Source organism: Zafaria cholistanensis (assembly GCF_008580665.1).
Classification (GTDB): domain Bacteria; phylum Actinomycetota; class Actinomycetes; order Actinomycetales; family Micrococcaceae; genus Zafaria; species Zafaria cholistanensis.
The window spans coordinates 46,910-72,702 of sequence record NZ_BKDJ01000012.1 but is presented as its reverse complement, the minus strand read 5'-3'; the positions used below and the strand labels follow the sequence as shown (position 1 = coordinate 72,702).

The window sequence follows — 25,793 nt, the reverse complement described above, 5'->3', positions numbered from 1 at the left end:
GCGGTCCCGGGACGCGTTGCCGCCGGGCGGAAGCTCAAGGGATCCGCCCCTAGCGCCTGCCCGGGCCTGTCCCCGGCGGCCAGTCACGGGGCCGGCGGGCAGCCAGCGGCACGCGCCACCCGAAGCGCAGGGAGAGCAGCCGCAGCGCGAAAACCGCGACGGCCACCGCCGCCCCGGACGGGATGCTGAGCCAGCCGGCCTCACGCAGCAGCGTCGTGGTCCCGGCACCGAGCAGCGCCGGCACGGCATAGACGCCGCGCGGATTGAACAGCTGGGGCACCTCATTGGCCACGACATCGCGCAGCACCCCGCCCCCCACGGCCGTGGCCACGCCCAACAGCGTGGCGGGAACCGGCCCCATGCCCGCCTCAAGCGCCGTGGACGTGCCGGTGACGCAGAACAGCGCCAGCCCCGCGGCGTCGAACGCCAGCAGCGAGCGCCGGTGCCGTTCCACCCGCACCACGTGGAAGTGGACCAGGCCGGCGGCCAGGAGCGGCGGAACCAAATACACCGGTTCGGCGAACGCGTTCGGAATCCCCTGGTCCAGGATCAGGTCACGCACGATGCCTCCGCCCAGCCCGGCGAGGGAACCGAGCAGGACCGAGCCCACGATGTCGAAGCCGCGGCGGGCGGCGAGCAGGCAGCCGGACACCGCGAAGAAGAAGACCCCCGTCAGGTCCAGCCCGGTCAGGATTCCCGGCAGCAGGCCAGTCATTGGCCGTGCCCCGGACAGGTGCGCGGCGCCGGGCCGAAAACGCTCCGGCGGGCAGCGAAGGAATGGAACAAGGCCAGCCTTTCGGGTGGTGGGCGCCCGGTCCGTCACAGTCTATGCCGCGGGCGCGGACGGCCCGCGCGGCACAACCACACCCCTGTACCGCGCGGGTCCCCGGGCTTGGCAGCGCCCGTGTCCGGTGCCAGAGTGGAGGGGCTGCGGGCCGGACCCGCCCCACCCAGCGAAAGGAGCGGCACCGATGGGCCGCATGATCTTCGTCAACCTCCCCACCCAAGACCTTTCCGCAGCGGACAGGTTCTATGCGGCGTTGGGTTTCGAGAAGAACACCGACTTCTCCGGCAGGAACGCGACCGCATGGCGGATCGCCCCAGACATTTGGGTCATGTCCCTGGCCGACGGGTTCTACAGGACCTTCCTGCGCAACGACGACGCCCCGGGGTACGGGCAGGGCGTGCGCGAGACGCTGAACACCATCAGTTGCGCCTCCGTCGCCGAGGTCGACGGGCTTACCCGGCAGGCAGAGGCCGGCGGCGGCACGGTGTACCGCGCGCCGGAGGAAGTAATGCCGGGAATGTACGCCTCGGCCGTGGCCGACCCTGACGGGCATGTATGGGAACTGGTCTGGATGGGCTCCCCGGACGGGGACGCAAAGGTGCCCACGGGGGAATCCGGGGAGTAGGTCAGGCGCGGTAGTCCGCGCAGGCCTCATTCGAGCAGCCGGCGTCGCGCGGGATCCAGCCGCTGGCGCCCTCGCCCGTCTTCTTCTCCCACCGCACGTGCCTGTGCTGGCCGCAGAGCGAGCACGAGGGTGCGCGGTAGGTGGACTTCTCGCTTTCCGCATACAGGCGGTACTCGCCCATGGTTCCCTCCCGGGTCGAAACGGTAGCGCCACTCTACGCCGGGCCCCCGGAGCTTGGAACCCCGCCCGCTAGTGGCGGTTGCGGCGCTTCATGTAAAAGTCGAACGCGGCGGCCAGCGGCCGGTTGAGCGGGTAGTCCCACTCGCCCAGGGTTTGCACCACATCGCAGCCCAGCGTGGTCTTGAACAGCGTCAGGCCGGCCAGGTGGTGGTCCTTGGACAGGGTCGCGGAGACGCCGCCCTGGTCCAGGAAGACGCAGCCTTCAGCCAGCGAGTCCTCGATCATCCGGTGCATGAGGGCCTTGGGGGCGAACAGCTTGCGTTCGGCCGCCGAGGAGGCGCCGTAGACGTACCAGGCGTTGCGGCCGCTGCGCACGCGGATCGCCGCGGCCAGGTCCCGCCCCTCGTGGGAGGCCAGGTAGAGGGTAAAGGCTCCGGGGGCGTGCGCGTTCAGCGCGGTGGCCATGGTGGTGAAGTACGACGCCGGCCGTCCGGTAAAGCCGTCGCGCTCGGCGGTTTCCCGGTACAGCGCATGGAAGCGCCCGATGTCCCCGGCCCCGCCGGCCTGGACCTGCAGCGGCCCCGCGGCGGCCTTGCGCGTTTCGCGGCGCGCGTTCTGGTTCATCTGCGCCAGCACCCCCTCCAGGTCCAGCGGCTGCCCGGCGGCGTCCACCAAGGGGAGGCGTGCCTGGAACTCGGGCTGGCCGGCGGCAAAGTCCTCGCTGACCTCCGGTTTGGTCCATCCCAAGACGGCCAGCCGGTCCGCGACGGATTCGGCGACCGCGTCGGTGGACTTGGGCTGGAGCGTGGTGACCAGCCCGGCGTCGCCGGCGGAGAGGGCCTTGCGCACGGACGCGGCGGACCAGGCGTGGCGCACCAGCGGCGCCCCCATGCGGACCAGGAACACTCCGGTGCGGCGGAAGTGGGCCAGCATTGGGGCCAGGTACTCCTGCGCGTCGCGGGACCCCCAGTCCAGGACCGGCCCTTCCGGAATGTAGGCGAGCGTGCGCTTGATAACGGGCGCCGGCCGATGCAGCACCTGCGCCGTCCCCACCAGCGCCCCGCCGTCGTACCAGCCCAGGTACTCGGGGCGCCATTCCTTCTTTACGGCGGCCCAGGCCGGCAGTTGCAGGAAGCTGGCATCGGGCCGGCCCGCAAGGAAGGCTGCGTGCTCGGCGGGGGCGATCGGTCGAACGGAGAGCTGGTTGGCTGGCACGCCTGCAAGCTTACGCGGTCGGGACTGCCGCGACGGGCGGCCCCCGCGCCGGGCTTATACCCCTTGGGGGTACTTGACGTAATACCCCATAGGGGTATCATGAACGGTATGGGAAACCCCGCCGACACCACCCGAAACCACGCGCCCCGAGACCACATGCACGGGGGCAATGCCGCACCCGGCCCGGGCCGCGGGGCCTCCGACGCCGGCACGCTGGTCGATGAGCATCGGGACCACGCCTACACTGCGGACAAGGATGCCCTGCTGAAGCGGCTCAGCCGCATCGAGGGCCAGGTCCGCGGCATTGCGCGCATGGTGGACCAGGAGAAGTACTGCATCGATATCCTGACGCAGATCTCAGCGGTCAACGCCGCCCTGCACAAGGTCAGCCTGGGGCTCGTCGAGGACCACATCGGCCACTGCGTCGTGGGCGCCGCCCGCGACGCCCAGGAAAGTGGTGACCCGCAGCTGGTTACCGACAAGGTCCAGGAGGCCACCGCCGCCATCGGGCGGCTGTTGCGCTGACCGTCACGCCCCGGGGAGCGGGACCGCCCGCGGCGGGGACCCGGCCAGCTTTCGGCCGGCGCTCCACCCCACCCTTCATTCCGGCACCATTCCGGACCATTCCAATCCAGGAGGACAACGTGAACACCACCACCGTCAGCATCGACGGCATGACCTGCGGCCACTGCGTGAATGCGGTGACGGAGGAGATTGAGGCCCTGGACGGCGTCCAGGGCGTCGCCGTGGAACTGGTCAAGGGAGGCATCTCCACTGCCACCGTCACCTCCACGCACCCCATCGACGAGGCCACGATCAGCGAAGCGGTCGCCGAGGCCGGCTACACGGTGGTCGGCAACAACGCCTGACCCCGCACGGGCCGATCCGCACGGCCCGCCTCCACAGCCGGTCTTCCACAGCCGGTCCCCCACGGTGCGCCCCTGCGCGGACGCCCGACCCCAAGCTGCCTGAACCGGGCTGCCCGGGGCAGATGTGCGCGCCCGGGCAGCCCTTGCGGAAAGCGGTTGCTCCGCAAAAGGTCGCCGCCCCGCAGCGCCCCGCAGGGACTGGCCCCGGCAGGCCCAGATTAAGGACGGTTGAGATAGATGGACCTAGAACAGGACACGCCAGACTCGCAGGCCACCCGCGTCGTTGACCTGGACATCCAGGGCATGACCTGCGCCTCCTGCGTGGCGCGCGTGGAACGCAAACTCGGGAAGCTTGAGGGCGTGGCCGCCCTGGTGAACCTCCCGCTGGAATCCGCCCGCGTCACCGCCCCGGCCCACGTCACCGACCAGGAGTTGATCGGCGTCGTCCAGTCGGCGGGCTACCGCGCGTCGGTCAGGACCGCCCCGCACGGGCCCGGCCAACCTGCCGCCAGTCCGCCCCGTGCGCACGCCGCCGGCGTCGCCGTCGGGTCCGATGCCGGCGGGCACGGACGGGCGCCCCATTCGGCCACACCGTACCCCGTCCCCAACCCCGCGGCGCACGCCCCGGCGGACGGCGGCACGGACCACCAGGATCACGTTTCCCATGGCGGCACCGCCGCGGATCTCAAGCCCCGCCTGGCCGTGGCGGCCGCCTTCACAATCCCGCTGTCCATCATCTCGATGGTCCCGGCCGCGCAGTTTCCCAACTGGGGCTGGTGGGCCTTCGCCCTGGCCAGCCCTGTGGTGCTGTGGTCGGCCTGGCCGTTCCACCGCGCCGCCGCCATCAACGCCCGCCACGGGGCCTCGACCATGGACACGCTGGTCTCGATCGGAGTGCTCGCCGCCTACCTGTTTTCCGCCTGGCAGCTGCTGGCCAGCCCCGCCCTGACCGCGCATGCCGGCATGGGCATGGAGACGGACATGGCCGAACACCAGCTCTACTTCGAGACCGCCGGCGTGGTCGCCACGTTCCTGCTGCTGGGGCGCTGGCTGGAGGCGCGGGCGAAAACCCGGGCCGGGGACGCCCTGAAGACGCTGCTCGACCTCGGCGCCAAGGAGGCCACCGTGCTGCGGGACGGGCATGAGGTCCGCGTTCCCGCCGCGGAGCTGGTGCCCGGGGACGAGATCGTGGTCCGGCCCGGGGAAAAGATCGCCACCGACGGGTACGTCGTCGAGGGCATCTCCGCCGTGGACACCTCGCTGATCACCGGGGAGTCCGTCCCCGTGGACGTGGGCCCGGACGACGCCGTCACCGGCGCCACCATCAACACCTCCGGCCGGCTGCTGGTGCGCGCCACCCGCGTCGGGCGCGACACCACCCTGGCGCAAATGGGCCGCCTGGTTTCCGAGGCGCAGACCGGCAAGGCCCCCATCGCCCGGCTCGCCGACCGCATCTCGGCGGTCTTCGTCCCCGTGGTGCTCGGGATCGCCGGGGCCACCTTCGCGCTGTGGATGGTGCTCGATGGAGACCTGCCGTCAGCGTTCACCGCGGCGGTCACGGTGCTGGTCATTGCCTGCCCCTGCGCACTGGGCCTGGCCACTCCGATCGGACTGCTGGTGGGCACCGGGCGCGGCGCGCAGCTGGGCATCCTGATCCGCGGGCCGCAGGTCCTGGAGGACACCCGCCGCGTGGACACCGTGCTGCTGGACAAGACCGGCACGGTCACCACCGGACACCTGGCGGTAACCGGGGTGCGCCCGCTGGGGACACTGTCCGTGGCCCAGGTGCTTGCCTATGCCGGCGCCGCCGAGTCCGGGTCGGAACATCCGATCGCCCGGGCCATCGTCGAAGCCGCGCGGGGCGGCATCGCGCCACCGGAATCCGGACCGGAAGGAACGGCGCCAGCCGGATCCATCGCGGCTGGCCTCCTGCCGGTGCGCGACTTCGCCTCCGCCCCCGGCGGCGGGGTGCGGGCGGTGGCGGATTCCGCCGTCGTGCTGGCCGGACGCGCCTCCTGGATCCGGGAGAACGGCGTGGCGCTGTCCGAAGCGGACATGGCAGCCCTGGGCGAGGCCCAACAGGCGGGCGCAACGGCCATCCTGGTAGCCGTGGACGGACGCGTGGAGGGCATCGTGAGCCTGCGGGACACCGTCAAGGAGGGCTCCGCGGCGGGGGTTGCCCGGCTGGTCGGTCTGGGACTGCGCCCGGTGCTGCTCACCGGGGACAATGCCGCGGTTGCCGCAGGGGTCGCCGCCGAGGTGGGCATCGCCGCCGGCGACGTCTTCGCGGACGTCCTGCCGGAAGGGAAGGTGGAGGCCGTAAAGCGCCTGCAGGCCTCCGGCGCCGTGGTGGCAATGGTCGGCGACGGCGTGAACGACGCGCCCGCGCTGGCGCAGGCGGACCTGGGCATCGCGATGGGCTCGGGCACCGATGTGGCGATTGAGGCTGCGGACATCACGGTGATGGGCAGCGACCTACGCCAGGTCGGCCAGGCGATCGAACTCTCCCGCAGGACGCTGGCAACGATCAAGACCAACCTGTTCTGGGCATTCCTCTACAACACCCTCGGCATCCCGGTCGCGGCGCTGGGGCTGCTGAACCCGATGCTCGCAGGTGCCGCCATGGCCGCCAGTTCGGTGCTGGTGGTGGCAAACAGCCTGCGCTTGCGGCGGTTCGGCCGGTAAGGGGAGGCCGGGCGCAGGCACGCGGCGCCGGGTCTCAGGCTGGGCAAGATTGGGTCAGGACGATGTTGCGGATTGCGGGAAAGTAAGGCTTACCTATTATTCTGTTCCGGTCCACGGTTAACGGTCCGGGACCCCCGGACCGCCCCCCAACATCGCCCACCGCCACACCGCAAAGGTCAGCATGAGCCCCTCTTCCGCACCAACAGCGGCCCCCACGGCCACCCGCCCCGCGCAGGTCCCCTTTGCGGCGGCCTTGGGCCGGTTCGGGGGGGCACCCGCCGTCATCCTCCGCGACCGGGTCCTGAGCTACCGCGACCTCTCGGCCCGCGTCGACGCGCTGGCCGAGCGGCTGGGCCCGGTCCCCCGGCTCGTGGCGCTCGCGGCCTCCAATGACCTGGGGTCCCTGGTGGCCTACCTTGCCGCCCTGGCAGGCGGCCACCCGGTGGCCGTCGTCCCCGCGGACAAACCCCAAGCCCTGGACTCCCTGCTCGCGGCCTACGACCCCGACGTCGTCCTGCGCGGCGGTGCCGAGCCGGTCCTGGAGGAACGCCGCCGGGGCAGCATCCACGTCCTGCATCCCGACCTGGCCCTGCTTATGAGCACGTCCGGCTCCACAGGCTCGCCCAAGCTGGTGCGCCTGTCCCATGCCAATGTGCAGTCCAACGCGGAGGCCATCGCGGAGTACCTGCGGATCGGCCCGGCGGACCGGGCGGCGACAACCCTGCCCATGTCCTACTGCTACGGCCTCTCCGTCATCAACAGCCACCTGCTGCGCGGGGCGGCGCTGGTCCTGACGGACCACTCCGTCGTCGATCCCTGCTTCTGGGAGGACTTCCGCACCGGAGGCGCGACGTCTTTCGCCGCCGTCCCCTACACCTTCGAACTGCTCGAACGCGTGGGGTTCGCCAACATGGAGCTGGACGGGCTGCGCTACATCACGCAGGCCGGCGGACGGCTGGATCCCGGCACAGTGCGCCGGTACGCGGAACTGGGGGCGGAACGCGGATGGGACCTGTTCGTGATGTACGGGCAGACCGAGGCGACCGCCCGCATGGCGTACCTGCCGCCGCACCTGGCAGCCACCTCCCCGGGCAGCATCGGCGTGCCGGTGCCCGGGGGCTCCTTCCGCATCGACCCCGTCCCGGGGCTTGAGCATGGCGAACTCGTCTATGCCGGCCCCAATGTGATGCTTGGCTACGCCGAAGGGCCTGCGGACCTCGCCGCGGGACGGAAAGTCACCGAGTTGCGCACCGGCGACCTGGCCCGGCAGACGGAGGACGGGCTCTACGAGGTCGTCGGGCGGCGCAGCCGCTTCGTCAAAATCGTCGGTCTCCGCATCGACTTGGGACGCGTTGAGGCAATGCTCCACGAGCTCGGCGTGCAATCGGCCGCGGCCGGTACGGACGAGCGGGTGGTCGTCGCCGTGGAGGACGGGCACGATCCGGTCCTGCTCGCCAAGCTTTTGTCGCAGGGACTCGGCCTGCCCCGCGGGGCGCTGCAGGTGATGCCCGTCGATGCCCTGCCGCGGCTGGAGAACGGCAAGATCGACTACCCGGCCGTCCGGGCCCTGGACACCGGGGAAGCGGCGGCCCCTGCGGGGCCCGCCGTTCCCGCAGAAACCGCCGCAGGGGCCGCCCCGCGCGAGGACGCGAAGGCGATTTTCCGCGACACCCTGGACTTGGAGGAGGTCGGCGACGGGGACACGTTCGTCTCGCTGGGCGGGGACTCCCTCTCCTACGTCGCAGCCTCGATCCGCCTTGAGAAGGCCCTGGGCCACCTGCCCGCGGACTGGCACGTCACCCCGGTGGGACGGCTCGTGCCGCAGGCCACCGCCCCCTCCGCTCCCGCGCGGCGGTGGCGGCCCGCCCGACCCGCGCCGCTCGAAACCGGGATCGTCCTGCGCGCGGTGGCGATCGTGTGCATCATCAGCTCCCACGTCGGATTCTTCAGCTGGCAGGGAACCGCGCACGTACTCATGGCCGTGTGCGGTTTCAACTTCGCGCGCTTCCAGCTGGGGGGCGAGCGCCTGCCCCGACTGCGCCGGCACCTGGTCAGCCTCACACGCATCGTGGTGCCCAGCGTGGCCTTCATCGCCCTGGCCTACGCCGTCACGGACCGGTACACCCCCGCCAACATCGCGCTGCTCAATGCCATCGTGGGCCCGGCGGAAATCACCGAGCAGTGGCACTTCTGGTTCATCGAACTGCTGGCGTACATCCTGCTGTGCGTGGCAGCGCTGCTCACCATCCCCTGGGCCCACCGTGCCGAACGGCGCTTCCCCTTCGGCTTCCCACTGGCGCTCGCCGGCGTCGGGCTGCTGGCCCGCTTCGGCGTCCTGGACCCCCAGGTGCCGCACACCATGCCGGTCCTGTGGCTCTTCGGGCTGGGGTGGGCCGCGGCCCGGGCGCGGGCCGTCTGGCAACGGGTGCTGCTGACCGCGGTGGCGGTGGCCAGCGTGCCGGGGTACTTCGAGGACGACCCCAAGCGCAACGCCATCATCCTGGGCGGGGTGCTGCTGCTGGTCTGGCTGCGCTCGATCCCCGTCCCCTCGGCGCTCCACCGCCCCTTGGGGATCGTCGCCAGCGCCTCCCTTTACGCCTACCTGACGCACTGGCTGGTCTATCCCGTGGTCGATGACTACGGAAAGGGCCTTGCCGTGCTGGCCTCGCTGGCCTCCGGCATCGCCTACTGGGCGGTGGCCACCCGGTGCATGAACGGCGCGGTTCGCCTTGCCGCCAGGATCCGCGGAGGCGCGGGCCGGCGCTAGGCCGGCAGCAGGTCCCTGGGTTCCAGATCCTCGGGCTCAGGGTTCTCAAGCTCCGGGTCCTTGGGCTTGCCGGCGCGCAACTCATCGGCCCGCACCAGCAGCACGCCGCCGATGACGAAGGCGCCCCCGAGCATCTGGACTGGCAGCGGCAGCTCGCCCAGCAGCAGCCAGGCCCACAGCACCGCGAACAGCACCTCGGTCAGGGAGATGAAGGCGGCCACCTTGGACCCCAATGCCCGGGCCGCAACGATGCCCGTCACATAGGCAAGAACCGTGGCCAGCAGCACCAGGGCGCCGAGGGGAACCCACCAGGGCACGGGGGTACCCGCCAGCGGGACGGCCCCGAAGGCGGCTTCCATGGGCAGCAGGCCGGTCGCCCCGAGCAGGAGCATCAGCAGGGCGCCCACCCACAGCCCGCCGGTAGCGAGCACCAGCGGCGGAAGCGCGTCGTTGGCCTTGGCCGTGACAAAGAAGTACACCACCAGCCCCGCCGCGGCGCCGAGGCCCCACAGCACGCCGGCCGGGTCCACGGCCTGATCGCCGGTGAGGTTCAGCACCAGCACCAGGCCAACCAGCGCGGCCAATGTGCCGGCGGTGGTGTACCGGCGCGGGCGCCTTCCCGTACGCACCCAGAGGAGCAGCACAATCAGTACGGGGGCCAGGTACTCCAAAAGCAGCGCCACGCCCACGCTCAAGCGCTCCACAGCCTGGAAGTACGCAAACTGGCAGACGGCCACCCCAAACACGCCCAGCAGCAGGATCGGCCTCCAGTTGGCGCCCACCGTGCCCCACCGGCCGCGCAGCATCGTCAGGGCCGGGACCAGAAGGACGAGTGCGGCGCCGGCCAGCCGGGCCGTAACGGCGGCGCCCGGGCTCCATCCGGCCTCGAGCAGGGGCTTGGCAAAGGCGCCCGAAGTCCCGAATACGGCGGAGGAGAACAGCGCCACCCAGAGCCCGGAAAGCGCCTGCGGACGGAGGACCGCTCGGGGTCGGGAAGGCACCGGGGCCAGCGGAACGACGGTCAAAGGTTCTGCCCGCAGGCGCGGGACTGGGTGAGGGGACATGGGCACACCTTGCGGGAGCAGCGCGTAGCGGCGCTTGGGGGGAGGAACGGGCAGACTCCGCGAAGGAAACCCTGTCAGGACCAAAAAGAAGTATGCTTATGACACTATGCCGCGAACCTTTCGGCGTCAATTCAACGGAGGACACGACCCTCATGAGTTTTGCACCTGACACGAAAGTGGCATTGCGGAGCATGGTCAACCTGATCAACACCGCCGGGGGGACTGGCGCCGACCAGCTCCGGACACTGGGGGACCTCGACAGCTTCCTGGACCGCGAGGGGTTCACCGGATCCCGCGCGCACAGCGAAGGGGAGTTGCGTGCGGTCCGCCAACTGCGGAACCGGCTGCGCGCCATCTGGACCTTCAGCGAGGACGATGCGGTACGGGCGGTGAACGACATCCTGCGCGCGGCCCGTGCGCTGCCCCAGCTGGTCAGGCACGACCACTGGGACTACCACCTGCACGCCACCACCTCCGAGGCTCCGCTGGAGGAGCGCATGGCGGTGGAGGCGGCGATGGCGCTGGTGGACGTCATCCGCTCCCGGGAGTTGGACCGGCTGCGCGTGTGCGCGGCTCCGGACTGTGGCGCCGCCGTGCTGGACCTGTCCCGCAACCGCTCCAAGCGCTACTGCGACACCGGGAACTGCGGCAACCGCGAGCACGTGCGCGCCTACCGGCAGCGCAGGTCCTCCGCCGGCTAGCTCCGCGCACGACGGGCCGCGGCCGACCTACACTGGACTCAGGCGGACACCCGCGCTCCGCCACCCCGCGCGAAGGAGCCGATGTGAGCACTCCAGCCGACCCGCCGCTTCCCAGCCAACCGCTGCCCGGGGAGCCAATTCCCGGGCAGCCGCCTTCCGGTCAGCCCCGCGCCGAAACCGCGCCCGACAGTTCTCTGCCGCGGGACGCCTCGGCCCACCATGCCGCCGAGGAATTTGACGTGGACCTGGAGCAGGCCAATGACGGACCGCTCAAGGCCGCTGCACGCTGGGTGGTGGGCTTGGTGGACGCCGCGCTGGGCGGGGACGGATCGGACGTGATGGGGGCCACCGCTGTCGTACGGCGCATCGACAACGACGCCGAAATCCTGCGCGTCACCGGCTCCAACATCGACGAGGCCGAAGGCTTGGCGGCGCTGCTGCGCAAGGACCTGGCCGAGTTGACGCGCGCAGAGTTCCTTGAGAAGTGGGGCGCCCAGGACGGCGTGGAAACCGCACTCTAGGAACCGCCGAAAACGGCCCGGCGGGGCAGGGCCGGCGCCTCCGGGTCAGCCGGGCAGGGCTGGCGGAGCAGGACGCCCGCCGGCTACGCTTCGGGGCTCGCGTCCGGGTTTGTATCCGGGTTCTTCTTCGGGTCCGGGTTCTTGGACGAGCGGTTGACGCCGGAGCCCTCGCTGAGTTCGGCCGGGTTCTCCTTGCTGACCATGGTCAGCACGGAAATCACCAGCAGGCAGCCCACAAAGGCGATCCCGAAGGCGGTCAGGCCGATGTCGATGCGCAGCGGACTGTCGGACCCGCCACTGGCGGAGATGGCGGCGATGCCGCCGGCCACCAGGCCCATCACCAGGGAGAAGATCAGCGGCGCCTTAATGCTCTGCTGCCATGCGTGCTTCGGCTGGGAAGGGTTGGTGCCCACGGTGATGCCTCCTGAAGTGGATTGGGGTCTGCCCCAGTCTACCGGCGCGCGTCCGTGCTGCGGGCATCGAAGCGGTACCCCAGGCCCGCGATGAGCAGGAACACTCCGGTAATGATGGCCCCGCCGCCGGCGATGCCGAAGAAGCCGTGGGCATCCAGCCCCAGCCCCAGGCCACCCAGCAGGCCCGCGCCGGCGCCAATGGATACGGGGCCGGTGATGGCCAGGTCCCGGGCAGGGAGCAGGTCGCGGCGGGACCGGAACCAAGCCGCGAGTTCGAGGGCCCCGGACAGGATGAAGGCCAGCCCGCCGGCAAAGCCCACCGTCGCCGTGCCCGGCGAAACCACCAGGGCGACCGCCGCCAGCAGCCACACAGCGGCCGGGGCCACCAGAAGCCCGCGCGCGCTGTCCGGAATGACGGGGGCCTTCGCGAAGTCCCAGACCGCCTTGGCACTGACGATCAGGAACAGGGCAAGGCAGTACGCGACGGTCGAGGCGTCCGGGGCGGGCCAGAAGATGGACAGGGCACCGAAGGCAAGGGCCGCGGCGGCCCGCAGGGTCACGGGCTTCCACACGGCGGCGGCGACGTCGGCGGGGGTTTTCAGGGCAGGCACGCCTTCGATTCTACTGGTCCCGGCGCGCTCCCTCGGGGCCGGGACGCGGCCGGGACGGGCCCGGGACGGGGTTGGGACCACGCCGCGGACCGGGACCGAAGCTTAGGGAGAGCCGCCGGCCCCCTACGCACCCGCCACCATCCAGCGCCCGCTCCGCACGCGCCACAGCAGCGTGCCTGCCCGGGCCCCCATGAACCCGGCGCAGAACGCGACCCACAGCCACAGGAGCGCGGATGCGGCCGGCAACGGAGCCGCCGCCACCCACCAGAGCAGGGGCAGGTAGACCGCCAGGGTCGCGGCGCCCGCCAGCGCCAGGTAGCGCGCGTCTCCGGCACCGATGAGCACGCCATCGAGCACGAAGACCAGCCCGCACAGCGGCTGCGCGGCTGCCAGCACCCACAGGCCCACCGCCGCAGCGCGCTGCACCTCGGCGTCCGGGGTGAACAGCGCGCCGGCGAATGGTGCCGCGACCGCCAGCAGCACCCCGGCCGCCACCCCCACCCCCAGGCCCCACCGCATCATGGTGGCGGTCAGCCGTGCGGTCCGGTCCGTGTCCCCGGCGCCCAGTTCCCTGCCGATCAGCGCCTGCGCGGCGATCGCCAGCGCATCCAGTGCGAAGGCCAGGAAGGTGAAGACCGTGAACACCAGCTGATGGGCGGCCAGGGTCAGCGTCCCCTGCGCGGAAGCCACCCAGACGGTGGCGAGGATGGCCAGGCGCAGGCTCGCCGTGCGCAGCATCAGCCAGGACCCCACCCTGCCGGTGGCCAGCACGCCGCGGGCGCGCGGGCCCAACCGCACGCCCTGGCGGCGCAGGCGCGGCACCAGCATCCACAGGTAGGCCGCGGCCATCCCCCACTGCGCGATCGAGGTGCCCAATGCCGATCCGGCGACGGAGAGCCCGGCCCCGTAGACCAGCGCGAAGTTCAGGACGATGTTCACGGCAAACCCGATCCCCGCCACCAGCAGCGGAGTACGGGTGTCCTGCAGGCCGCGCAGCACGCCGGTCGCCGCCAGCACCAGCAGCATGGCGGGCACCCCGGGCATGGACCAGCGCAGGAAGTCGGTGGCGAAGCCGAGCACCGGGCCCGTGGCACCCAGGGAGGCGGCCAGCGCCGGGGCCGCCACCCACCCGGTCACCGCCAGCAGGAGGCCCAGGCCCAGCGCCAGCCAGACGCCGTCGCGCCCGGCGGCAAGCGCCCGGTCCATGCGCCCGGCACCCAGCTGGCGTGCCACGGCGGGGGTGGTTGAGTAGGCCAAAAAGACCATCAGTCCCACGACGGTGTGCAGGACCGTGGTCCCCAAACCGGCCCCCGCAAGCTCCCCGGTGCCCAGGTGCCCGATGATTGCTGTGTCCGCGACCAGGAACAGCGGCTCGGCGATCAGGGCGCCGAGTGCGGGGACGGCGAGCGCCAGGATCGCCCGTCCCAGGCGCGGCTCGGCGGGGGCGGTGGGCTTCGGCAGGCTGGTCACCTAAGCCAGCGTAGCCGCTGCCTCCCGCCGGGTTTTCCCGGTTCGGGCCGCGGCTCCGGGGCGGGCCGCAACTCGGGGGGGCAGGCCCCGGCTCGGAGTCAGGCCGTGGCGCTCCCCCGCGACCGCCGGCCCCGGGCGTACTGGAAAAGGGCGGCTTCGCGGGCGCCTACGCCTCGACGTGCCGCAGCAGCCGGGCCGCCAGGGTCGCGGCCACCAGCATCAGCACTCCGACGAACAGCACCGTCCCGGGCCAGCCGAACGGCACGAAGGCCAGGCCCACGGCCCACCCGAACAGGCTCGATCCCCCGTAGTAGGCCAGGTTGTACAGGGACGCGGCCTGGGCCCGCCCGCCGTTGCCCAGCTGCGGGATCCACCCGCTGGCCACCGCGTGCGCCCCGAAGAACCCGGCCGTGAACAGCAGCATGCCCGCCACGATCGCCGGCAGCCACGGCACCAGCGTCACCGCCAGGCCGCAGGCCATGACGCCGATCGACCCCAGCAGTACCGGCAGCCTGCCCCTCCGCGCGACCAGCGTGCCGGACTTCCGCGAGGACCACGTTCCGGACAGGTAGACGGCAAACACCAGCGAGGACAGCGATGCGGGGATCAAAAACGGCGGCGCCTCCAACCGGAACCCGAGGTAGTTGAACACCGCCACGAACCCGCCCATGAGCAGGAACCCCTGCGCGTACAGCGCCAGGAGCGGGGCGCTGCGCAGGCTGACCGCGAGCTTGCCCCATAGCGTTTGCGCCCCGGGCGCCGAACGGGGAACCGGGTCGAAACGGCGCGGCTTGGGGGCGGAGACTATGAAGACGGCCGCGGCGCAGGCCGCCAGCAGGCCGACCACCAGCGTGCCCAGGCGCCAGCCGACGAACTCGCTCAGCGGCCCGGCCACCAGGCGCCCCGCGAGCCCCCCGAGGGAGGTCCCGGAGATGTAGGTGCCGGCCGCGACCGCGGCGTACAGCGCCGAAACCTCCTCGCTGAGATAGGCCAGGGCCACGGCCGGAATGCCGCCCAGGGCCAGCCCCTCGACGAAGCGGAGGACAAGCAGGACCTCGTAGCCGGGCGCCGCCGGGACCAGCAGGCCCAGCACGACGGCGGCGACCACCGCGATCACCATGGTTCGCAGCCGGCCAATACGGTCCGCTACGGCGGACCAGCCGATCACGGCGGTGGCCAGTCCCAGCGTCGCCGAGGAGACGGCCAGTGCCGCCTGCGCGGAAGTGATCTCCAGGTCCCGGGCGAGTTCGGGCAGCACGCCCTGGACCGAGTAGAGCTGGGAGAAGGTTGCCACGCCGGCGGCGAAGAGGGCCAGGATAATCCTCCGGTAGCCGGAGCTGCCGCGGGCATGCCCGGCCCAGGGATGGCCGTCCGCCGGGTTCGCTTGCCGGGCGTCCGTCATGGCTGGATCAGGGGCAGGACCGTGTAGGTGACGATGAGGGCGATGGCGTTGTTGAACGCGTGCAGGATGTATGAGTAGGCCAGCGACTTGCCGCTGAGCACGTACGCGATACTGATGACTGCCCCGAGACTGATGTAGGGCACCGCCGCGACAGGGTCGAAGTTTCCCCCGGAGCCGACGAAGTGGATGCCGGCGAACAGCGCCACCGAGAGCAGCACGCATACCCAGGTGTTGACCTTGCGGCTGAGCTTGCCGATCAGCAGGTGGCGGAAGATGTACTCCTCCACGAACGGGCCCATGACCACGGCCACCACGAACATCGTGGGGAACGGAATGGAAGTGGTCAGGTTTTCGATGGTCAGCTGGTTCTCGCTTTTGACCGCCTCCCCCAGCACCATCAGGGTCACGGCGCTGACCAGCAGCGCCGCAATCCACGCCCCCGGAACCATGAAGCCCTTGGCCCACGGGTGGTGAAGGAAGGTCCGGAAGGAGCGCCGGAGGACGGGAAAGGCCATAGCCATGGAGGCGGCAAACAGGACGGCGTAGCCGATCAGGTTCACCGCAAACAGGGCCGCATCCGGAGTGCTGAATACCTCGCGGAAGCCGGGAACCTCGTGCAGCAGCGCGGCGAAGCCGAGGATGAAGAGGACTACGTAGAGCACCAGCACGATCGCGTCGCCCAGGCGGAACGGACCGGCGTCGAACACCGGCTGTCGGCGCTTCTCCGGGCGGGTAATCCTGGGACCGTTCTGGCCCGATGGCGGCAGCTGCATGGACCCCAGTCTATGAGCCGAGGGGCCCCGGTCGAGCGCCAGCGAGGACGGGGAGGCCCAGAGACGCTATGAGGCGAGGGGCCCGGCCCGCCCGGCACCGTTGCACCGGGCGGGAAACCGCTTAGCCCAGCGTCCAGGACCGCTTCGAGAGCCCGAACCAGAAGCCTTCGATCGCGGTTTTCGCGTCGATGCCGCCGGAGGCGGAGGCCGCGCCCAGGGCCACGTACAGCGGAGCCCAGTGCTCGGAGCGCGGGTGCGCCTCGCGGGCGCCCGGGGCCTTGTGGATGAAGTCCAGGATTGCGTCCACGTCGCCGGCGGCCATGGCCTCCTCCGCCCAGTGGTCGAACTCGCTGGAGACCGCCGGCGGCGCCGCGTCCGGTCCGGCCGCCGGGTTGAACCAGCGCAGGTTGTGGGTGGTGAAACCGGAACCGACGATCAGCGTGCCGCGGTCGCGCAGCGGCGCCAGCGTCCGGCCCAGCTCGAACAGGCCCTGGGGATCCAGGGTCGGCATGGACATCTGCACTACCGGGACATCCGCAGCCGGGAACATCTCCTTCAGCGGCACGTAGGCGCCGTGGTCCAGGCCACGCTGCTCGTCGCGTTCCACATGGTGCCCGTGCGTTCCCACCAGCTTCTCCACCTCGGCGGCGAGTTGGGGGGCCTGCGGGGCGTCGTAGCGGACGTCGTAGTACTTCTGCGGGAAGCCCCAGAAGTCGTAGACCAGCTCGGTGGGCCGCTGCGTGGCGCTGAGCGTCACGGGCGCGTTTTCCCAGTGTGCGGACACCATGAGGATGTCCCTGGGCTTGTCGAAGGTGCCGGACCAGTCCGCGAGTTCGCGGGTCCAGCGGGCGTCATCGGCCAGCGGCGGCGCGCCGTGGCTGAGGAAGAGGACCGGGGGGCGATCGAGGGTCTGCGTCATGGAACCCATGCTACGCCCAATTTATTCAAGCTTCAAGTAACCGGGCGTCCTACCCGGCCGCGAGGAGCCGCTCCAGCTTGCCCAGCGCAGACTCCCACGCGGCGCGCGCGGAGGGCACCACCTCGGAGGGCAGCGGGCCCTGGTTCAGCGTCAGGCGGGCCCCCCCGGGGGCTTCGGCCAACTCGAGGGACAGTTCGATGATCAGGCCCAGGGTCATGTCGTGGGGCCCGTCGTGGTTGACCAGGGCCTCCGGCGCGCGCACGACGCTGAAGACGGCATCCACCGGCACCGTCTGGCCCGGATGCTCCGGCGAGTGCATCTCCAGCCGCTGGCGGCCTCCGACCCGCAGGTCGATTTCCACGCTGCCCGGGACAACGGACCACCCGGCAGGTCCGTACCAGCCGGCCAGCCGGGCCGGCTGGGTGAAGGCCTCCCAGAGGGCTTCGCGGGAAGCGGCAAATTCACGGTCAATCACGAGGGTCTGCATCTCCATGTCCCCATTTTCCCGCAGGCTGAACCTCCGGCGCACCGGGAGCACCGGAAGTACCGGCTGCGGCCGCGCCGCGCACGGGAGCGCAAATGCAAGGATGAAGCATGACCATCCTCAAATCGATTGTGCTCTTCGGTGTGGCCGCGCTCTTCGAGATCGGCGGGGCCTGGCTGGTATGGCAGGGCATCCGCGAGCAGCGCGGCTGGGCGTGGGTCGGAGCCGGTGCGATCGCGCTGGGTATCTACGGGGTGGTGGCCACCCTGCAGCCGGACGCGCACTTCGGGAGGATCCTGGCCGCCTACGGAGGCGTCTTCATCGCCGGCTCGCTGGCCTGGGCGATGCTGGTGGACGGTTTTCGGCCGGACCGCTGGGACCTGGCCGGCGCGCTGGTATGCCTGGCCGGCGTCGGCCTGATCATGTACGCCCCGCGGGGCACCTGAGTCCGGGGCGCACCGGATCCGGCGCCTTGCGCAGGACCGCCCGGCACAGGGCGCAGAATGGGAGCACCACCGCCCGCCCCGCCCCGGCAGGCGGCAGGCGCACACGCACCGGCAGACAGACAGGACAACCATGGGTTCGGCAGACGCCTTCTACCTCGACAAGTCAGACCCCGCCGCGTGGAAGGCGCTGAACGCCCTTTCCCTGAAGGTGGGCGCCGCACTGAAGGCCGCCGGAATCGGCCCCCGCACCATCGAACTGGTGAACCTGCGCATCTCGCAGATCAACGGCTGCGCCTACTGCCTGGATATGCACACCAAGGTGGCGCTGGAGGCCGGGGAGAGCATCCAGCGCCTGGGCGTGCTGCCGGTCTGGCGGGAGGCCGGGCTGTTCAGCGACGAGGAGATGGCCGCGCTGGCGGTCGCCGAGATGGTCACCGTGCTTCCCCACGAGGAGGACCGGCTGGCCGAACTCGCCGGCGCCCGCAACATCCTCACCGATGCCCAGTACTCGGCCCTGACCTGGGCGGCCATCTCCATCAACGCTTTCAACCGGGTGTCCATCCTCAGCCGGCACGCCATCACCCCGGACCCGGAGGCCAAACAGGCTTAGGCTGGTACACATGAGCAACACGGAAGCGGTTCCCGCGGAAGTCCTCTGTGAGAACGGCACACTTCGCGAGGCGATCGAACTTTTGGATCCGCGGGAGGTTCTGCTCGGTGGCGTGCGCGCCATGACCGTCCGCCGCACGCTGCCGCAGAGGCGGCGCAGCCTGATCGGAGCCTGGTGCTTCCTGGACCACTACGGCCCGGACGACGTGGAGGCCACCGGGGGCATGAAGGTCCCCCGGCACCCCCACACGGGCCTGCAGACCGCCAGCTGGCTGTTCACCGGGGAGATCGAGCACCGGGACTCCGCCGGGTTCCATGCCCTGGTCCGTCCGGGCGAGCTGAACCTGATGACCGCCGGGCGCGGCATCAGCCACTCCGAATTCTCCACCCCGGGCACCACCGTCCTGCACGGCGCCCAACTGTGGATCGCGCTGCCCGACGCCTCCCGTGCCGTGGAGCCGGGCCTGCAGCACTACCGTCCGGAACCCGCCGTCGGGGAGGGGTGGGAACTGCGCGTGTTCCTGGGCGGCCTTGCCGGCAGGTCCTCCCCGGTGAGGACCCACACCCCGCTGGTCGGCGCCGAGATTCTGCTGGAGCCCGGCACGCGCCTGGAGCTGGCGCTGGATCCGGCCTTCGAGCACGGCGTCCTGCTGGACGCCGGGGACTTGGGCCTGGACGGCCTCCAGGTGGCCGCCGACCACTTGGCGTACCTGCCCACGGGACGGACCGGCGTCGTGCTGGAGGCCGGGCAGCGCGCGGTGCGGGCGCTGCTGATCGGCGGGGAGCCGCTGGGCGAGCAGATCGTGATGTGGTGGAACTTCGTGGGCCGCAGCCACGAGGAGGTTGCGGCCTACCGTGCGGCCTGGCAGGCGGAAATTGGCGCGGAGGCGCCGGTTCCCGGAACGGCCGGGGCGTACGACGACGGCGCTCCCGTCCCCCGCTTCGGCACCTTCCCCGCGGGAGAACCGGCACCCCTGCCCGCCCCGGCGCTGCCGAACGTGCGCATGAGGCCCCGGGGCTAGGGGTATCGGAGATAGGGGTACCGGAGCCCGGCGGGCGTCGCGCCCGCCGGGCTCCCCCACGATCCCCGGGACCTTCGGCGCCGCGTGGGTCAGTTGTGGACGGGTTGGGCGGGCACATCCTCCTCGAAGCGATCGAGGTCGCGGTTGAGGCCCTCGTAGACTTCGGGCCGGTTCCGGCGCAGGTAGCCTGCCCACAGGAGCCCGCCCACGAGCGCGGCGAGCAGCAGCAGCGGAAGAGCGGCGATGGCCGGCGCGTCGGATCCGGCCAGGACCGGGAAGTTGAGGATCGCCAGGGCAACAATCACGATCAGGCCCAGCAGCCCGGCGCCGGGGGCGATGAGCGTCGAGAAGATCCGCGGATCGCGCTTGCGTCGGAAATGGACAACGATCGCCAGGGCAGCCAGGAGCTGAAGGGTGATGATCCCCAGGGTCCCGAAGCCGGTCATGCTCGGCACCAGCGACGTGATGGGGTCCAGGCCGGCCAGTGCGAACAGGCCCGCGGCGGCGGTGGCGAAGGTGAACTGCACGATGGAGGCGCGCTCCGGCACCCCGTTGGCACGGGTGCGGCTCAGCTTCCGCGGCAGGATGTTGACGCGGCTGAGGGAGTAGATGTAGCGGGTGGCCGAGTTGTGCAGCGCCATGAGGGCCGCGAAGAGGCTGACGAGGAGGAGGACCATCATCACGGTGGTGAGCCCTTCCCCCAGGTAGCTGCTGGAGAGGGAGAAGACCAGGTCCCCCGCTTCGAGGTGCTCCAGCGCGGTTTCCTGCGCCTGGGCCGCGCCGATGGCGCTGACGATCGCCCAGGTGGTGAACGCCGCGAAGGCGCCGATGAAGCCGATGGCCACGAACGTGGCACGGGGGATGGTGCGTTTGGGATCGCGCGCCTCCTCGCTGAAAAGCCCCGTTGCCTCGACGCCCACGAAGGCGTTGGAGGCGAAGAGGAACCCAATCCCAACGGCCCCGGTAAAGGCGATCTCCGGCCGGAAGACGCCCAGGTCGAAGCCGTGGGTGAAGAGCACCGCGAAGTCGAAGACCAGGAGGATCAGGACCTCGCACACCAGCGCGACGCCGAGGACCTTGGCGCTGAAGCCGATTCCCTGGCGGCTCAGGGCAAACGCGGCGACCACGGAAAGGACCGCCCACATGAACCAGTGCATGTCCAGCCCCGTGAGCTGGGCGATCACGATCTGCGTGAAGAAGCCGATCGTGCCCACGGCCCCGGCCACGAAGAAGTTGTATCCGATCATTGCCACCAGCCCGGTGACCAGTGCCGCGGGACGGCCCAGGCCGCTGAGCACGAAGGCGTAGAACCCGCCGGCGTTGACCAGTTCGCGTGACATCCGGGCGTATCCGGTGCCGAACAGCAGCAGGACGGCGGTCACGGCGAGGAAGGACGCGACCATGCCTCCGCCGTTGCCGAGGGCCATGCCGATGGCCGTGACGACGACGATGCCGGTCAGCGGCGCAACGGCCGCGAGGACAAGGAATGCGACGCCGAAAACCCCGAGGGAGTTCTTCGACAGGGCGTCCTCTTGGGGAGGTGCTGTGGGAAGGCTCATGATCCTGCTTTCGTTTTTTCTACGCGGGAAAGGATGAGCGGCCGGTGTAGCCGAAGTCGGACAGAAGGTTCACGCCGTTGATCGCACGGGAGTGCCGGGAGGCCAGGTAGCCCACCGTCCACGCGATGTCCTCCGGGTCCTGGACCGGATAGGGGGCATCCTCGAAGGAGTCGACGCCGAGCCCGCGGCGGGCCATCGGGGTGTCCACGATCGAGGGGCACACGCTGTTGACCCGGATCCCGTGGGCATCGAACAGTTCAACGGCAAGGGCGCGCGTGAGCTGGACCAGGGCGCCCTTGGCGGCGTTGTAGGCCAGCATGCCCGGAACCGCGACGAACCCGGAGTCGGAACCGACGATCACCACGTTTCCGTTACGGGCACGCTTCAGGTGGGGCAGGGCATGCCGCACGGCGAGGAAAGTTCCCAAGACGTTGGTGTCGAGGACGTCGCGGAAGGAGGACTCGCTCACCTCCTCGCAGGAAGCGCCCATCTCCCCCTCAATGCCGGCGGCGGCCACGAGCAGGTCGATGCCGCCCATGTCTTGGGCCAGGGCATCGATGGCGCCGCCGATCCGGGCGCCGTCGCCCACGTCCGCGCACGCCGTCCCGACCCGGTCCGGGCCCACTGCCCGCAGGCCCTCGGCGGCGGCCTCAAGCCGGGAGGGGTCGCGTCCAACGATTCCCACGTGCGCGCCGGCCTCAAGGAAGAAAGCGGCGACGGCCAAGCCGATTCCGGAGGATCCTCCCGTCACCACCACTTTTCCGGGCAGTCCCCGGTGCTCCAGCTCGCTTGCCATGGCGGCCGCTCCATTCCTGATTCTTCGGGCCCCGGCCCCCTTTGGGCCGTGGGTGCGAATGTAGTCCGCGCCACTCCCTGCCAGATATAGCGGTCTGTTTGCTAGACTCTAAGTCTAGTTAGCAGACTGCGCTTACGGGCATCGGAATCGCCTGCCACCATGGGGTGGACTACAGAAGTGCGGCCGCCTGGCCCCTCCCTGGAAGGAACCACATGTCCAATCTGTCCCGCGAAGCCGCACTGGCCCTGGCCGGGCGGGCCCTTGCGCCGTTCGGGCTCGCCGCCGACGCGGAGGTCACTTTTGTGAAGCACCGCGAGAACGTGGTCTTCAAGGTCACCGAAACCCGCGGCTCCTACGCCCTGCGCATCCACCGGTACGGGCACCGTACCGACGCGGAGGTGCGCACGGAGAACGACTACATGGTGGCCCTGCGCGAAGCCGGCCTTCCTGTGCCCGAGGTCGTCCCCTCCGTGGACGGGGAATTCTTCGCGCTGGTGGACGACGGGCAGGGCCGCCGCCACCACGTCGATGTGCAGCGGTGGGTCCCGGACTCTTCGCCGTTGGGCGACGCCGGCGACGCCTGGTTGGGCCAGGACAACCCGGCGGCCGAGACCTTCTCCCGGTTGGGCGATCTCTGCGGCCGCTTCCACGTGGCTTCCCGCAGGCTTGGCCGGATCGCCGGCTACAGCCGGCCCGCATGGGACATCGACGGCCTCGCAGGACCCTCTCCCCTCTGGGGCGACCCCCGCCGGCTGGCTGACACCGAGACGGACCGCGAGGCCATCTCGGAAGCCCTCGCCGGCATCCGCCGCCACCTCTCGCGACTGGGCACCGGCCCCGACGTCTACGGGGTCATCCACTCCGACTTCACCCCCGAAAACGTCCTTTCGGCCCGCGGGGAGCTGACGCTGATCGACTTCGACGACTTCGGCGAGGGCTGGTGGCTCTTCGACCTGGCCACCGTCCTGTTCTGGTACCACCGCCACCCCCGCGTGGACGAGTACCGCGACGCGCTGCTGAAGGGATACGGGCAGCACGTCCAGATCCCCTCCCGGGCCCTGGCCTCGCTGCAGGCCCTCGTCCTCGCCCGCGGCCTCACGTACCTGGGGTGGGCGGCCGACCGGCCCGGAGACGAGACAAGCGCCTTCCTGCGCGCCGAGGTCCTGCCCGCGGTCCTGGAGATGTGCCGGTCGTTCAACGAATCGGCAGAAGAAGTATCGCCTTCGGACCGCGACAGCGACCTGCTGGACAGGCGGGGCAGGACCATCGGCCCCTACTCGCCGCTGTTCTACGACCGGCCCCTGCACTTCGTCGCCGGCGAAGGTGTGTGGCTGACCGACGCGGACGGCAGGCGCTACCTCGACGCCTACAACAACGTGCCGCAGGTCGGGCACGCCAACCGCCGCGTGGCTGACGCGGTGTGCGCGCAAATGCACACCTACAACGTCCACACGCGCTACCTCAGCGAACCCGTCGTCGACTACGCCGAAGAACTGCTGGCCACCTTCGACGCCCCGCTGGACCGGGTGTACTTCACCAACAGCGGGTCCGAGTCCAATGAACTGGCGCTGCGCATCGCCCGCCACCGCACCGGGCGCGCCGGGGTGATCGTCACGGACCACAGCTACCACGGCAACACCATCTCGCTGGCGGAGCTCACGACGGGCCTCACGGTCTCCGAACCCCTTGGCAGGCATGTGCGCGCGATCACCGTCCCGGACTTGGACGACGTCCGGCCGGAGGACGCGGGGGACCTGCTCGCCGCCGCGTTCGCGCAGGTCGACCGGGTTATCGCCTCGCTCCAAGAGGAGGGCCATGGGCTCGCGGCCCTGCTCGTCGATCCCGCCTTCTCCACGGAGGGTCTCCCCCGCCTGCCGGAGGGATACCTGTCCGGGCTGGTCGAGCGGGTCCGCGCAGCCGGTGGCCTGATCATTTCCGACGAGGTACAGGCCGGCCTGGGCCGCCTGGGTGACTTCTGGTGGGGGCACCAGGCCACCGGCATCGCCCCCGACATGGTCACCCTCGGCAAGCCGCTGGGCAACGGGTATCCCCTCGGAGGCGTGGTGACGACGCAGGCGATCCTTGAGGACTTCAGCAGCGCCAACATGTACTTCAACACCTTCGCCGGCACTCCCGCGGCCGCGGCGGCCGGCCGGGCCGTGCTGGCCGAGGTCAGAGACCGCGGGCTCGTGGCGCGCGCCGGGGACCTGGGACGCCACGTGGCCCGGCGGCTGGGCGGGATCGCCGAACGCGAGCCCCGGGTGGCGGCCGCCAAGGGACGGGGCCTGTTCTTCGGAGTGGCCCTGGTGGACGAACACGGCGCCCCCGACAGTGCCGCGGCCAAGCGCATCGTCGAAGCGCTCCTGAAGGAGGGGATCCTCATCAGCCGCATCGGTCCGCACGAGAACGTCCTGAAGATCCGCCCCCCGCTGGTGATCGAGCGGGACGAACTGGACCGTGTCGCCGACGCCCTGGGCGCCGCCCTCGCCGCGGAAAGTGACAGAACAGCCGTGCGCGCATGAGTCCCACCCGGACGCCTTCCCTTCCCTCCGGCAGCCCGCCGGAGGGAAGGGAAGGCGGCGGCCCCGCACCTGCCGCCGCCAGGCCATCCCTGCGCGAGCGCCAGCACCTCCGCACCCGCCAGGACCTGGTGCGGGCCGCCCTGGACGTCATCTCCGTCACGGGGTTGGACGGCGCCACCATCCAGCGGATCACCGGGCGCGCCGGCACCTCCCGGGCCACCCTCTACGCGCACTTCCCGGGCGGGCGGGGGGATCTGCTGGCCGAGGCATACCAAACGCTGGGCCGGGACCTGATCGTGCAAGCCGAAAGCAGCGCCGCCGAACAGGCCGACTGGATCGAGCGCCTTTGCGCCTATCCGCGCGCCATGCTTGACCTCGCTACCCAGCGCCAGCTCGGTTTGTTCTATAACGTGTCGGGGCCGCAGCTGGTGGGCATGAAGCACCGCGGCGTTGGCTCCCAGCACACGCTCGACACGATCACGGCGGAGCTGGGACAGGCCCGGGAGCGTGGATACATCCCCGCGCACCTGGACGTCGCATCCATCGCAGCACTCCTGGTCGGCGCAATCCGGGAAGCCGGCATCGATGCCTCCCGCGACCCCTCCGCCGCCCCGCGCCGTCTGGAAGCGTTCCGCCAGATCCTGAAGGCCCTCCAAAGCCCCGTTCCCGGGGGCCCTTGACCTTCCCGGGGCGGTCCGCGGCACCGGCGGGGCCTCCACCCCTCGGGGGTCCACGCCCGGGTCCTGCGTTTCCGTGCCCAAGAAGCAGTACCTGAGCTGCCGAAACCGGGGGCACAATGAAATGGAACCTTTCCCGCATGGCCAGCCCTTTGCCTGCAAGGGAAGCATTCGGGCCGGAAATGCGCGTCCAAGCCCGCGCAGGCACGCACTCCGTGCAGGTACGCACTCCGTTCAAGAACGCACTTGGCCCCGCCCGGCTCCCCGCCGCAGCGCAGCCCCCGCCGAGTCCCCGCCAAGCCCCCCCAAAAAAGGAGCCACAATGACCGGAACCGCCGCCATCGTCGCCCGTCACAATCCGGAATGGCACCGCTACGAACTGCTCGACGGAGACGCCGTGATCGGCAAGACGCTCTACGTTCCCTTCGAGGACGCAGCCGGGCCGCTGCGGATCTTCTACCACACCCGCATCGACGACGCCTATGCCGGGCAGGGGCTGGCCTCGAGGCTGGCCGGCGCGGCCCTCGACGGGACGCGCCAGGCCCGGATGCGCCTGGTGCCGGTCTGCCCGTACATCAAGGCCTACCTGGCCAAGCACCCCGAGTACGGGGACTTGGTGGTGGCGCCGCGGCCCGAGCACCTGGCCCTGGTGCCGTAAAGGACGGTTTTGCTCCAA

The 25,793-nt window shown here is 70.8% G+C and carries 26 protein-coding genes; 13 read left to right on the top strand and 13 right to left on the bottom strand.

Annotated elements, in window-relative coordinates; translation table 11 throughout:
• Nucleotides 1-49 precede the first annotated feature (49 nt).
• Nucleotides 50-715, bottom strand: a complete 666-nt coding sequence (locus NCCP_RS11415) for a trimeric intracellular cation channel family protein (protein ID WP_149957418.1) — start codon at nucleotides 713-715, stop codon at nucleotides 50-52.
• 256 nt (nucleotides 716-971) lie between these two features.
• On the opposite strand from NCCP_RS11415, the gene NCCP_RS11410 reads away from it, so the two are divergent.
• A complete protein-coding gene (locus NCCP_RS11410; RefSeq protein ID WP_149957417.1) occupies nucleotides 972-1,412 on the top strand; it encodes a VOC family protein in 441 nt (146 codons plus the stop codon).
• A gap of 1 nt (nucleotide 1,413) precedes the next feature.
• Here NCCP_RS11410 and NCCP_RS11405 read toward each other — a convergent pair whose 3' ends face one another.
• Both NCCP_RS11405 and NCCP_RS11400 read right to left on the bottom strand, forming a co-directional pair.
• Nucleotides 1,414-1,593 (bottom strand): hypothetical protein, encoded by a 180-nt coding sequence (locus NCCP_RS11405; protein WP_149957416.1) that lies wholly within the window; start codon nucleotides 1,591-1,593, stop codon nucleotides 1,414-1,416.
• Between the two features lie 68 nt (nucleotides 1,594-1,661).
• Nucleotides 1,662-2,807, bottom strand: a complete 1,146-nt coding sequence (locus NCCP_RS11400) for a lipid II:glycine glycyltransferase FemX (RefSeq protein WP_149957415.1) — start codon at nucleotides 2,805-2,807, stop codon at nucleotides 1,662-1,664.
• Nucleotides 2,808-2,915: 108 nt separating this feature from the next.
• Here NCCP_RS11400 and NCCP_RS11395 point away from each other — a divergent pair, with 108 nt between their 5' ends.
• The 4 genes from NCCP_RS11395 to NCCP_RS11380 all read left to right on the top strand — a co-directional run bounded on the left by NCCP_RS11395 (nucleotide 2,916) and on the right by NCCP_RS11380 (nucleotide 9,128).
• Nucleotides 2,916-3,332, top strand: a complete 417-nt coding sequence (locus tag NCCP_RS11395) for a metal-sensitive transcriptional regulator (RefSeq protein ID WP_149957414.1) — start codon at nucleotides 2,916-2,918, stop codon at nucleotides 3,330-3,332.
• A 119-nt stretch (nucleotides 3,333-3,451) separates the two neighbouring features.
• Nucleotides 3,452-3,676, top strand: a complete 225-nt coding sequence (locus NCCP_RS11390) for a heavy-metal-associated domain-containing protein (RefSeq protein WP_149957413.1) — start codon at nucleotides 3,452-3,454, stop codon at nucleotides 3,674-3,676.
• Between the two features lie 237 nt (nucleotides 3,677-3,913).
• Entirely contained in the window at nucleotides 3,914-6,361 is a 2,448-nt protein-coding gene (locus NCCP_RS11385; protein WP_149957412.1) for a heavy metal translocating P-type ATPase, read from the top strand.
• 181 nt (nucleotides 6,362-6,542) lie between these two features.
• Nucleotides 6,543-9,128, top strand: a complete 2,586-nt coding sequence (locus NCCP_RS11380; RefSeq protein WP_149957411.1) for a non-ribosomal peptide synthetase — start codon at nucleotides 6,543-6,545, stop codon at nucleotides 9,126-9,128.
• Here NCCP_RS11380 and NCCP_RS11375 read toward each other — a convergent pair.
• Nucleotides 9,125-10,192 carry an EamA family transporter gene (locus tag NCCP_RS11375; RefSeq protein WP_149957410.1) on the bottom strand — a complete coding sequence of 356 codons (1,068 nt, stop codon included), beginning with the start codon at nucleotides 10,190-10,192 and terminating at the stop codon, nucleotides 9,125-9,127. The two genes, NCCP_RS11380 and NCCP_RS11375, sit on opposite strands and share 4 nt — an antisense overlap.
• 152 nt (nucleotides 10,193-10,344) lie before the next feature.
• Here NCCP_RS11375 and NCCP_RS11370 point away from each other — a divergent pair, with 152 nt between their 5' ends.
• Both NCCP_RS11370 and NCCP_RS11365 read left to right on the top strand, forming a co-directional pair.
• Entirely contained in the window at nucleotides 10,345-10,893 is a 549-nt protein-coding gene (locus NCCP_RS11370) for a CGNR zinc finger domain-containing protein (RefSeq protein ID WP_149957409.1), read from the top strand.
• 83 nt (nucleotides 10,894-10,976) lie between these two features.
• A complete protein-coding gene (locus NCCP_RS11365) occupies nucleotides 10,977-11,414 on the top strand; it encodes a hypothetical protein (protein WP_149957408.1) in 438 nt (145 codons plus the stop codon).
• Between the two features lie 83 nt (nucleotides 11,415-11,497).
• Here NCCP_RS11365 and NCCP_RS11360 read toward each other — a convergent pair whose 3' ends face one another.
• From NCCP_RS11360 to NCCP_RS11330, 7 genes are all read right to left on the bottom strand, one after another.
• Nucleotides 11,498-11,827, bottom strand: a complete 330-nt coding sequence (locus tag NCCP_RS11360; protein ID WP_149957407.1) for a hypothetical protein — start codon at nucleotides 11,825-11,827, stop codon at nucleotides 11,498-11,500.
• A 38-nt stretch (nucleotides 11,828-11,865) separates the two neighbouring features.
• Nucleotides 11,866-12,438 carry a hypothetical protein gene (locus tag NCCP_RS11355; protein WP_149957406.1) on the bottom strand — a complete coding sequence of 191 codons (573 nt, stop codon included), beginning with the start codon at nucleotides 12,436-12,438 and terminating at the stop codon, nucleotides 11,866-11,868.
• A 123-nt stretch (nucleotides 12,439-12,561) separates the two neighbouring features.
• Nucleotides 12,562-13,899, bottom strand: a complete 1,338-nt coding sequence (locus NCCP_RS11350) for an MATE family efflux transporter (RefSeq protein WP_149957441.1) — start codon at nucleotides 13,897-13,899, stop codon at nucleotides 12,562-12,564.
• Between the two features lie 175 nt (nucleotides 13,900-14,074).
• Complete coding sequence (locus NCCP_RS11345; RefSeq protein WP_149957405.1) at nucleotides 14,075-15,310, bottom strand: MFS transporter; 1,236 nt, start codon at nucleotides 15,308-15,310, stop codon at nucleotides 14,075-14,077.
• Entirely contained in the window at nucleotides 15,307-16,083 is a 777-nt protein-coding gene (locus NCCP_RS11340) for a CPBP family intramembrane glutamic endopeptidase (protein WP_149957404.1), read from the bottom strand. The genes NCCP_RS11345 and NCCP_RS11340 overlap by 4 nt, the downstream gene beginning before the upstream one ends.
• A gap of 121 nt (nucleotides 16,084-16,204) precedes the next feature.
• Entirely contained in the window at nucleotides 16,205-17,002 is a 798-nt protein-coding gene (locus NCCP_RS11335) for a dioxygenase family protein (RefSeq protein ID WP_149957403.1), read from the bottom strand.
• A 49-nt stretch (nucleotides 17,003-17,051) separates the two neighbouring features.
• On the bottom strand, nucleotides 17,052-17,495 hold the full coding sequence (locus NCCP_RS11330) for an SRPBCC family protein (protein WP_149957402.1): 444 nt from the start codon (nucleotides 17,493-17,495) through the stop codon (nucleotides 17,052-17,054).
• A 101-nt stretch (nucleotides 17,496-17,596) separates the two neighbouring features.
• Between NCCP_RS11330 and NCCP_RS11325 the strand changes: the two genes are divergently transcribed.
• The 3 genes from NCCP_RS11325 to NCCP_RS11315 all read left to right on the top strand — a co-directional run bounded on the left by NCCP_RS11325 (nucleotide 17,597) and on the right by NCCP_RS11315 (nucleotide 19,563).
• Nucleotides 17,597-17,932 carry a YnfA family protein gene (locus NCCP_RS11325; RefSeq protein ID WP_149957401.1) on the top strand — a complete coding sequence of 112 codons (336 nt, stop codon included), beginning with the start codon at nucleotides 17,597-17,599 and terminating at the stop codon, nucleotides 17,930-17,932.
• Between the two features lie 130 nt (nucleotides 17,933-18,062).
• Nucleotides 18,063-18,542: a carboxymuconolactone decarboxylase family protein gene (locus NCCP_RS11320; protein WP_149957400.1), complete on the top strand. Its 480-nt coding sequence runs from the start codon at nucleotides 18,063-18,065 to the stop codon at nucleotides 18,540-18,542.
• 10 nt (nucleotides 18,543-18,552) lie between these two features.
• The gene (locus tag NCCP_RS11315) at nucleotides 18,553-19,563 is read left to right on the top strand and encodes a pirin family protein (protein ID WP_149957399.1); all 1,011 of its coding nucleotides are present in this window, start codon (nucleotides 18,553-18,555) and stop codon (nucleotides 19,561-19,563) included.
• A gap of 89 nt (nucleotides 19,564-19,652) precedes the next feature.
• Here NCCP_RS11315 and NCCP_RS11310 read toward each other — a convergent pair whose 3' ends face one another.
• Nucleotides 19,653-21,122, bottom strand: coding sequence for an APC family permease (locus NCCP_RS11310; RefSeq protein WP_149957398.1), 1,470 nt, complete (start codon nucleotides 21,120-21,122; stop codon nucleotides 19,653-19,655).
• 19 nt (nucleotides 21,123-21,141) lie between these two features.
• Nucleotides 21,142-21,918, bottom strand: a complete 777-nt coding sequence (locus NCCP_RS11305) for an SDR family NAD(P)-dependent oxidoreductase (RefSeq protein ID WP_149957397.1) — start codon at nucleotides 21,916-21,918, stop codon at nucleotides 21,142-21,144.
• Between the two features lie 212 nt (nucleotides 21,919-22,130).
• Here NCCP_RS11305 and NCCP_RS11300 point away from each other — a divergent pair, with 212 nt between their 5' ends.
• The 3 genes from NCCP_RS11300 to NCCP_RS11290 all read left to right on the top strand — a co-directional run bounded on the left by NCCP_RS11300 (nucleotide 22,131) and on the right by NCCP_RS11290 (nucleotide 25,775).
• On the top strand, nucleotides 22,131-24,440 hold the full coding sequence (locus NCCP_RS11300; protein WP_149957396.1) for an aminotransferase class III-fold pyridoxal phosphate-dependent enzyme: 2,310 nt from the start codon (nucleotides 22,131-22,133) through the stop codon (nucleotides 24,438-24,440).
• Nucleotides 24,437-25,120 carry a TetR/AcrR family transcriptional regulator gene (locus NCCP_RS11295; protein ID WP_149957395.1) on the top strand — a complete coding sequence of 228 codons (684 nt, stop codon included), beginning with the start codon at nucleotides 24,437-24,439 and terminating at the stop codon, nucleotides 25,118-25,120. The genes NCCP_RS11300 and NCCP_RS11295 overlap by 4 nt, the downstream gene beginning before the upstream one ends.
• A 319-nt stretch (nucleotides 25,121-25,439) precedes the next feature.
• The gene (locus NCCP_RS11290) at nucleotides 25,440-25,775 is read left to right on the top strand and encodes a GNAT family N-acetyltransferase (protein WP_149957394.1); all 336 of its coding nucleotides are present in this window, start codon (nucleotides 25,440-25,442) and stop codon (nucleotides 25,773-25,775) included.
• Nucleotides 25,776-25,793: the final 18 nt, after the last annotated feature.

Bases quoted from the DNA above. Each gene is read 5' to 3' on its own strand.
- NCCP_RS11370 (WP_149957409.1), top strand. From the start codon at position 10,345: ATGAGTTTTGCACCTGACACGAAAGTGGCATTGCGGAGCATGGTCAAC.
- NCCP_RS11405 (WP_149957416.1), bottom strand. From the start codon at position 1,593: ATGGGCGAGTACCGCCTGTATGCGGAAAGCGAGAAGTCCACCTACCGC.
- NCCP_RS11415 (WP_149957418.1), bottom strand. From the start codon at position 715: ATGACTGGCCTGCTGCCGGGAATCCTGACCGGGCTGGACCTGACGGGG.
- NCCP_RS11335 (WP_149957403.1), bottom strand. From the start codon at position 17,002: ATGACGCAGACCCTCGATCGCCCCCCGGTCCTCTTCCTCAGCCACGGC.
- NCCP_RS11300 (WP_149957396.1), top strand. From the start codon at position 22,131: ATGTCCAATCTGTCCCGCGAAGCCGCACTGGCCCTGGCCGGGCGGGCC.
- NCCP_RS11375 (WP_149957410.1), bottom strand. From the start codon at position 10,192: ATGTCCCCTCACCCAGTCCCGCGCCTGCGGGCAGAACCTTTGACCGTC.
- NCCP_RS11315 (WP_149957399.1), top strand. From the start codon at position 18,553: ATGAGCAACACGGAAGCGGTTCCCGCGGAAGTCCTCTGTGAGAACGGC.
- NCCP_RS11310 (WP_149957398.1), bottom strand. From the start codon at position 21,122: ATGAGCCTTCCCACAGCACCTCCCCAAGAGGACGCCCTGTCGAAGAAC.
- NCCP_RS11385 (WP_149957412.1), top strand. From the start codon at position 3,914: ATGGACCTAGAACAGGACACGCCAGACTCGCAGGCCACCCGCGTCGTT.
- NCCP_RS11380 (WP_149957411.1), top strand. From the start codon at position 6,543: ATGAGCCCCTCTTCCGCACCAACAGCGGCCCCCACGGCCACCCGCCCC.
- NCCP_RS11320 (WP_149957400.1), top strand. From the start codon at position 18,063: ATGGGTTCGGCAGACGCCTTCTACCTCGACAAGTCAGACCCCGCCGCG.
- NCCP_RS11290 (WP_149957394.1), top strand. From the start codon at position 25,440: ATGACCGGAACCGCCGCCATCGTCGCCCGTCACAATCCGGAATGGCAC.
- NCCP_RS11305 (WP_149957397.1), bottom strand. From the start codon at position 21,918: ATGGCAAGCGAGCTGGAGCACCGGGGACTGCCCGGAAAAGTGGTGGTG.
- NCCP_RS11345 (WP_149957405.1), bottom strand. From the start codon at position 15,310: ATGACGGACGCCCGGCAAGCGAACCCGGCGGACGGCCATCCCTGGGCC.
- NCCP_RS11340 (WP_149957404.1), bottom strand. From the start codon at position 16,083: ATGCAGCTGCCGCCATCGGGCCAGAACGGTCCCAGGATTACCCGCCCG.
- NCCP_RS11410 (WP_149957417.1), top strand. From the start codon at position 972: ATGGGCCGCATGATCTTCGTCAACCTCCCCACCCAAGACCTTTCCGCA.
- NCCP_RS11295 (WP_149957395.1), top strand. From the start codon at position 24,437: ATGAGTCCCACCCGGACGCCTTCCCTTCCCTCCGGCAGCCCGCCGGAG.
- NCCP_RS11395 (WP_149957414.1), top strand. From the start codon at position 2,916: ATGGGAAACCCCGCCGACACCACCCGAAACCACGCGCCCCGAGACCAC.
- NCCP_RS11330 (WP_149957402.1), bottom strand. From the start codon at position 17,495: ATGGAGATGCAGACCCTCGTGATTGACCGTGAATTTGCCGCTTCCCGC.
- NCCP_RS11325 (WP_149957401.1), top strand. From the start codon at position 17,597: ATGACCATCCTCAAATCGATTGTGCTCTTCGGTGTGGCCGCGCTCTTC.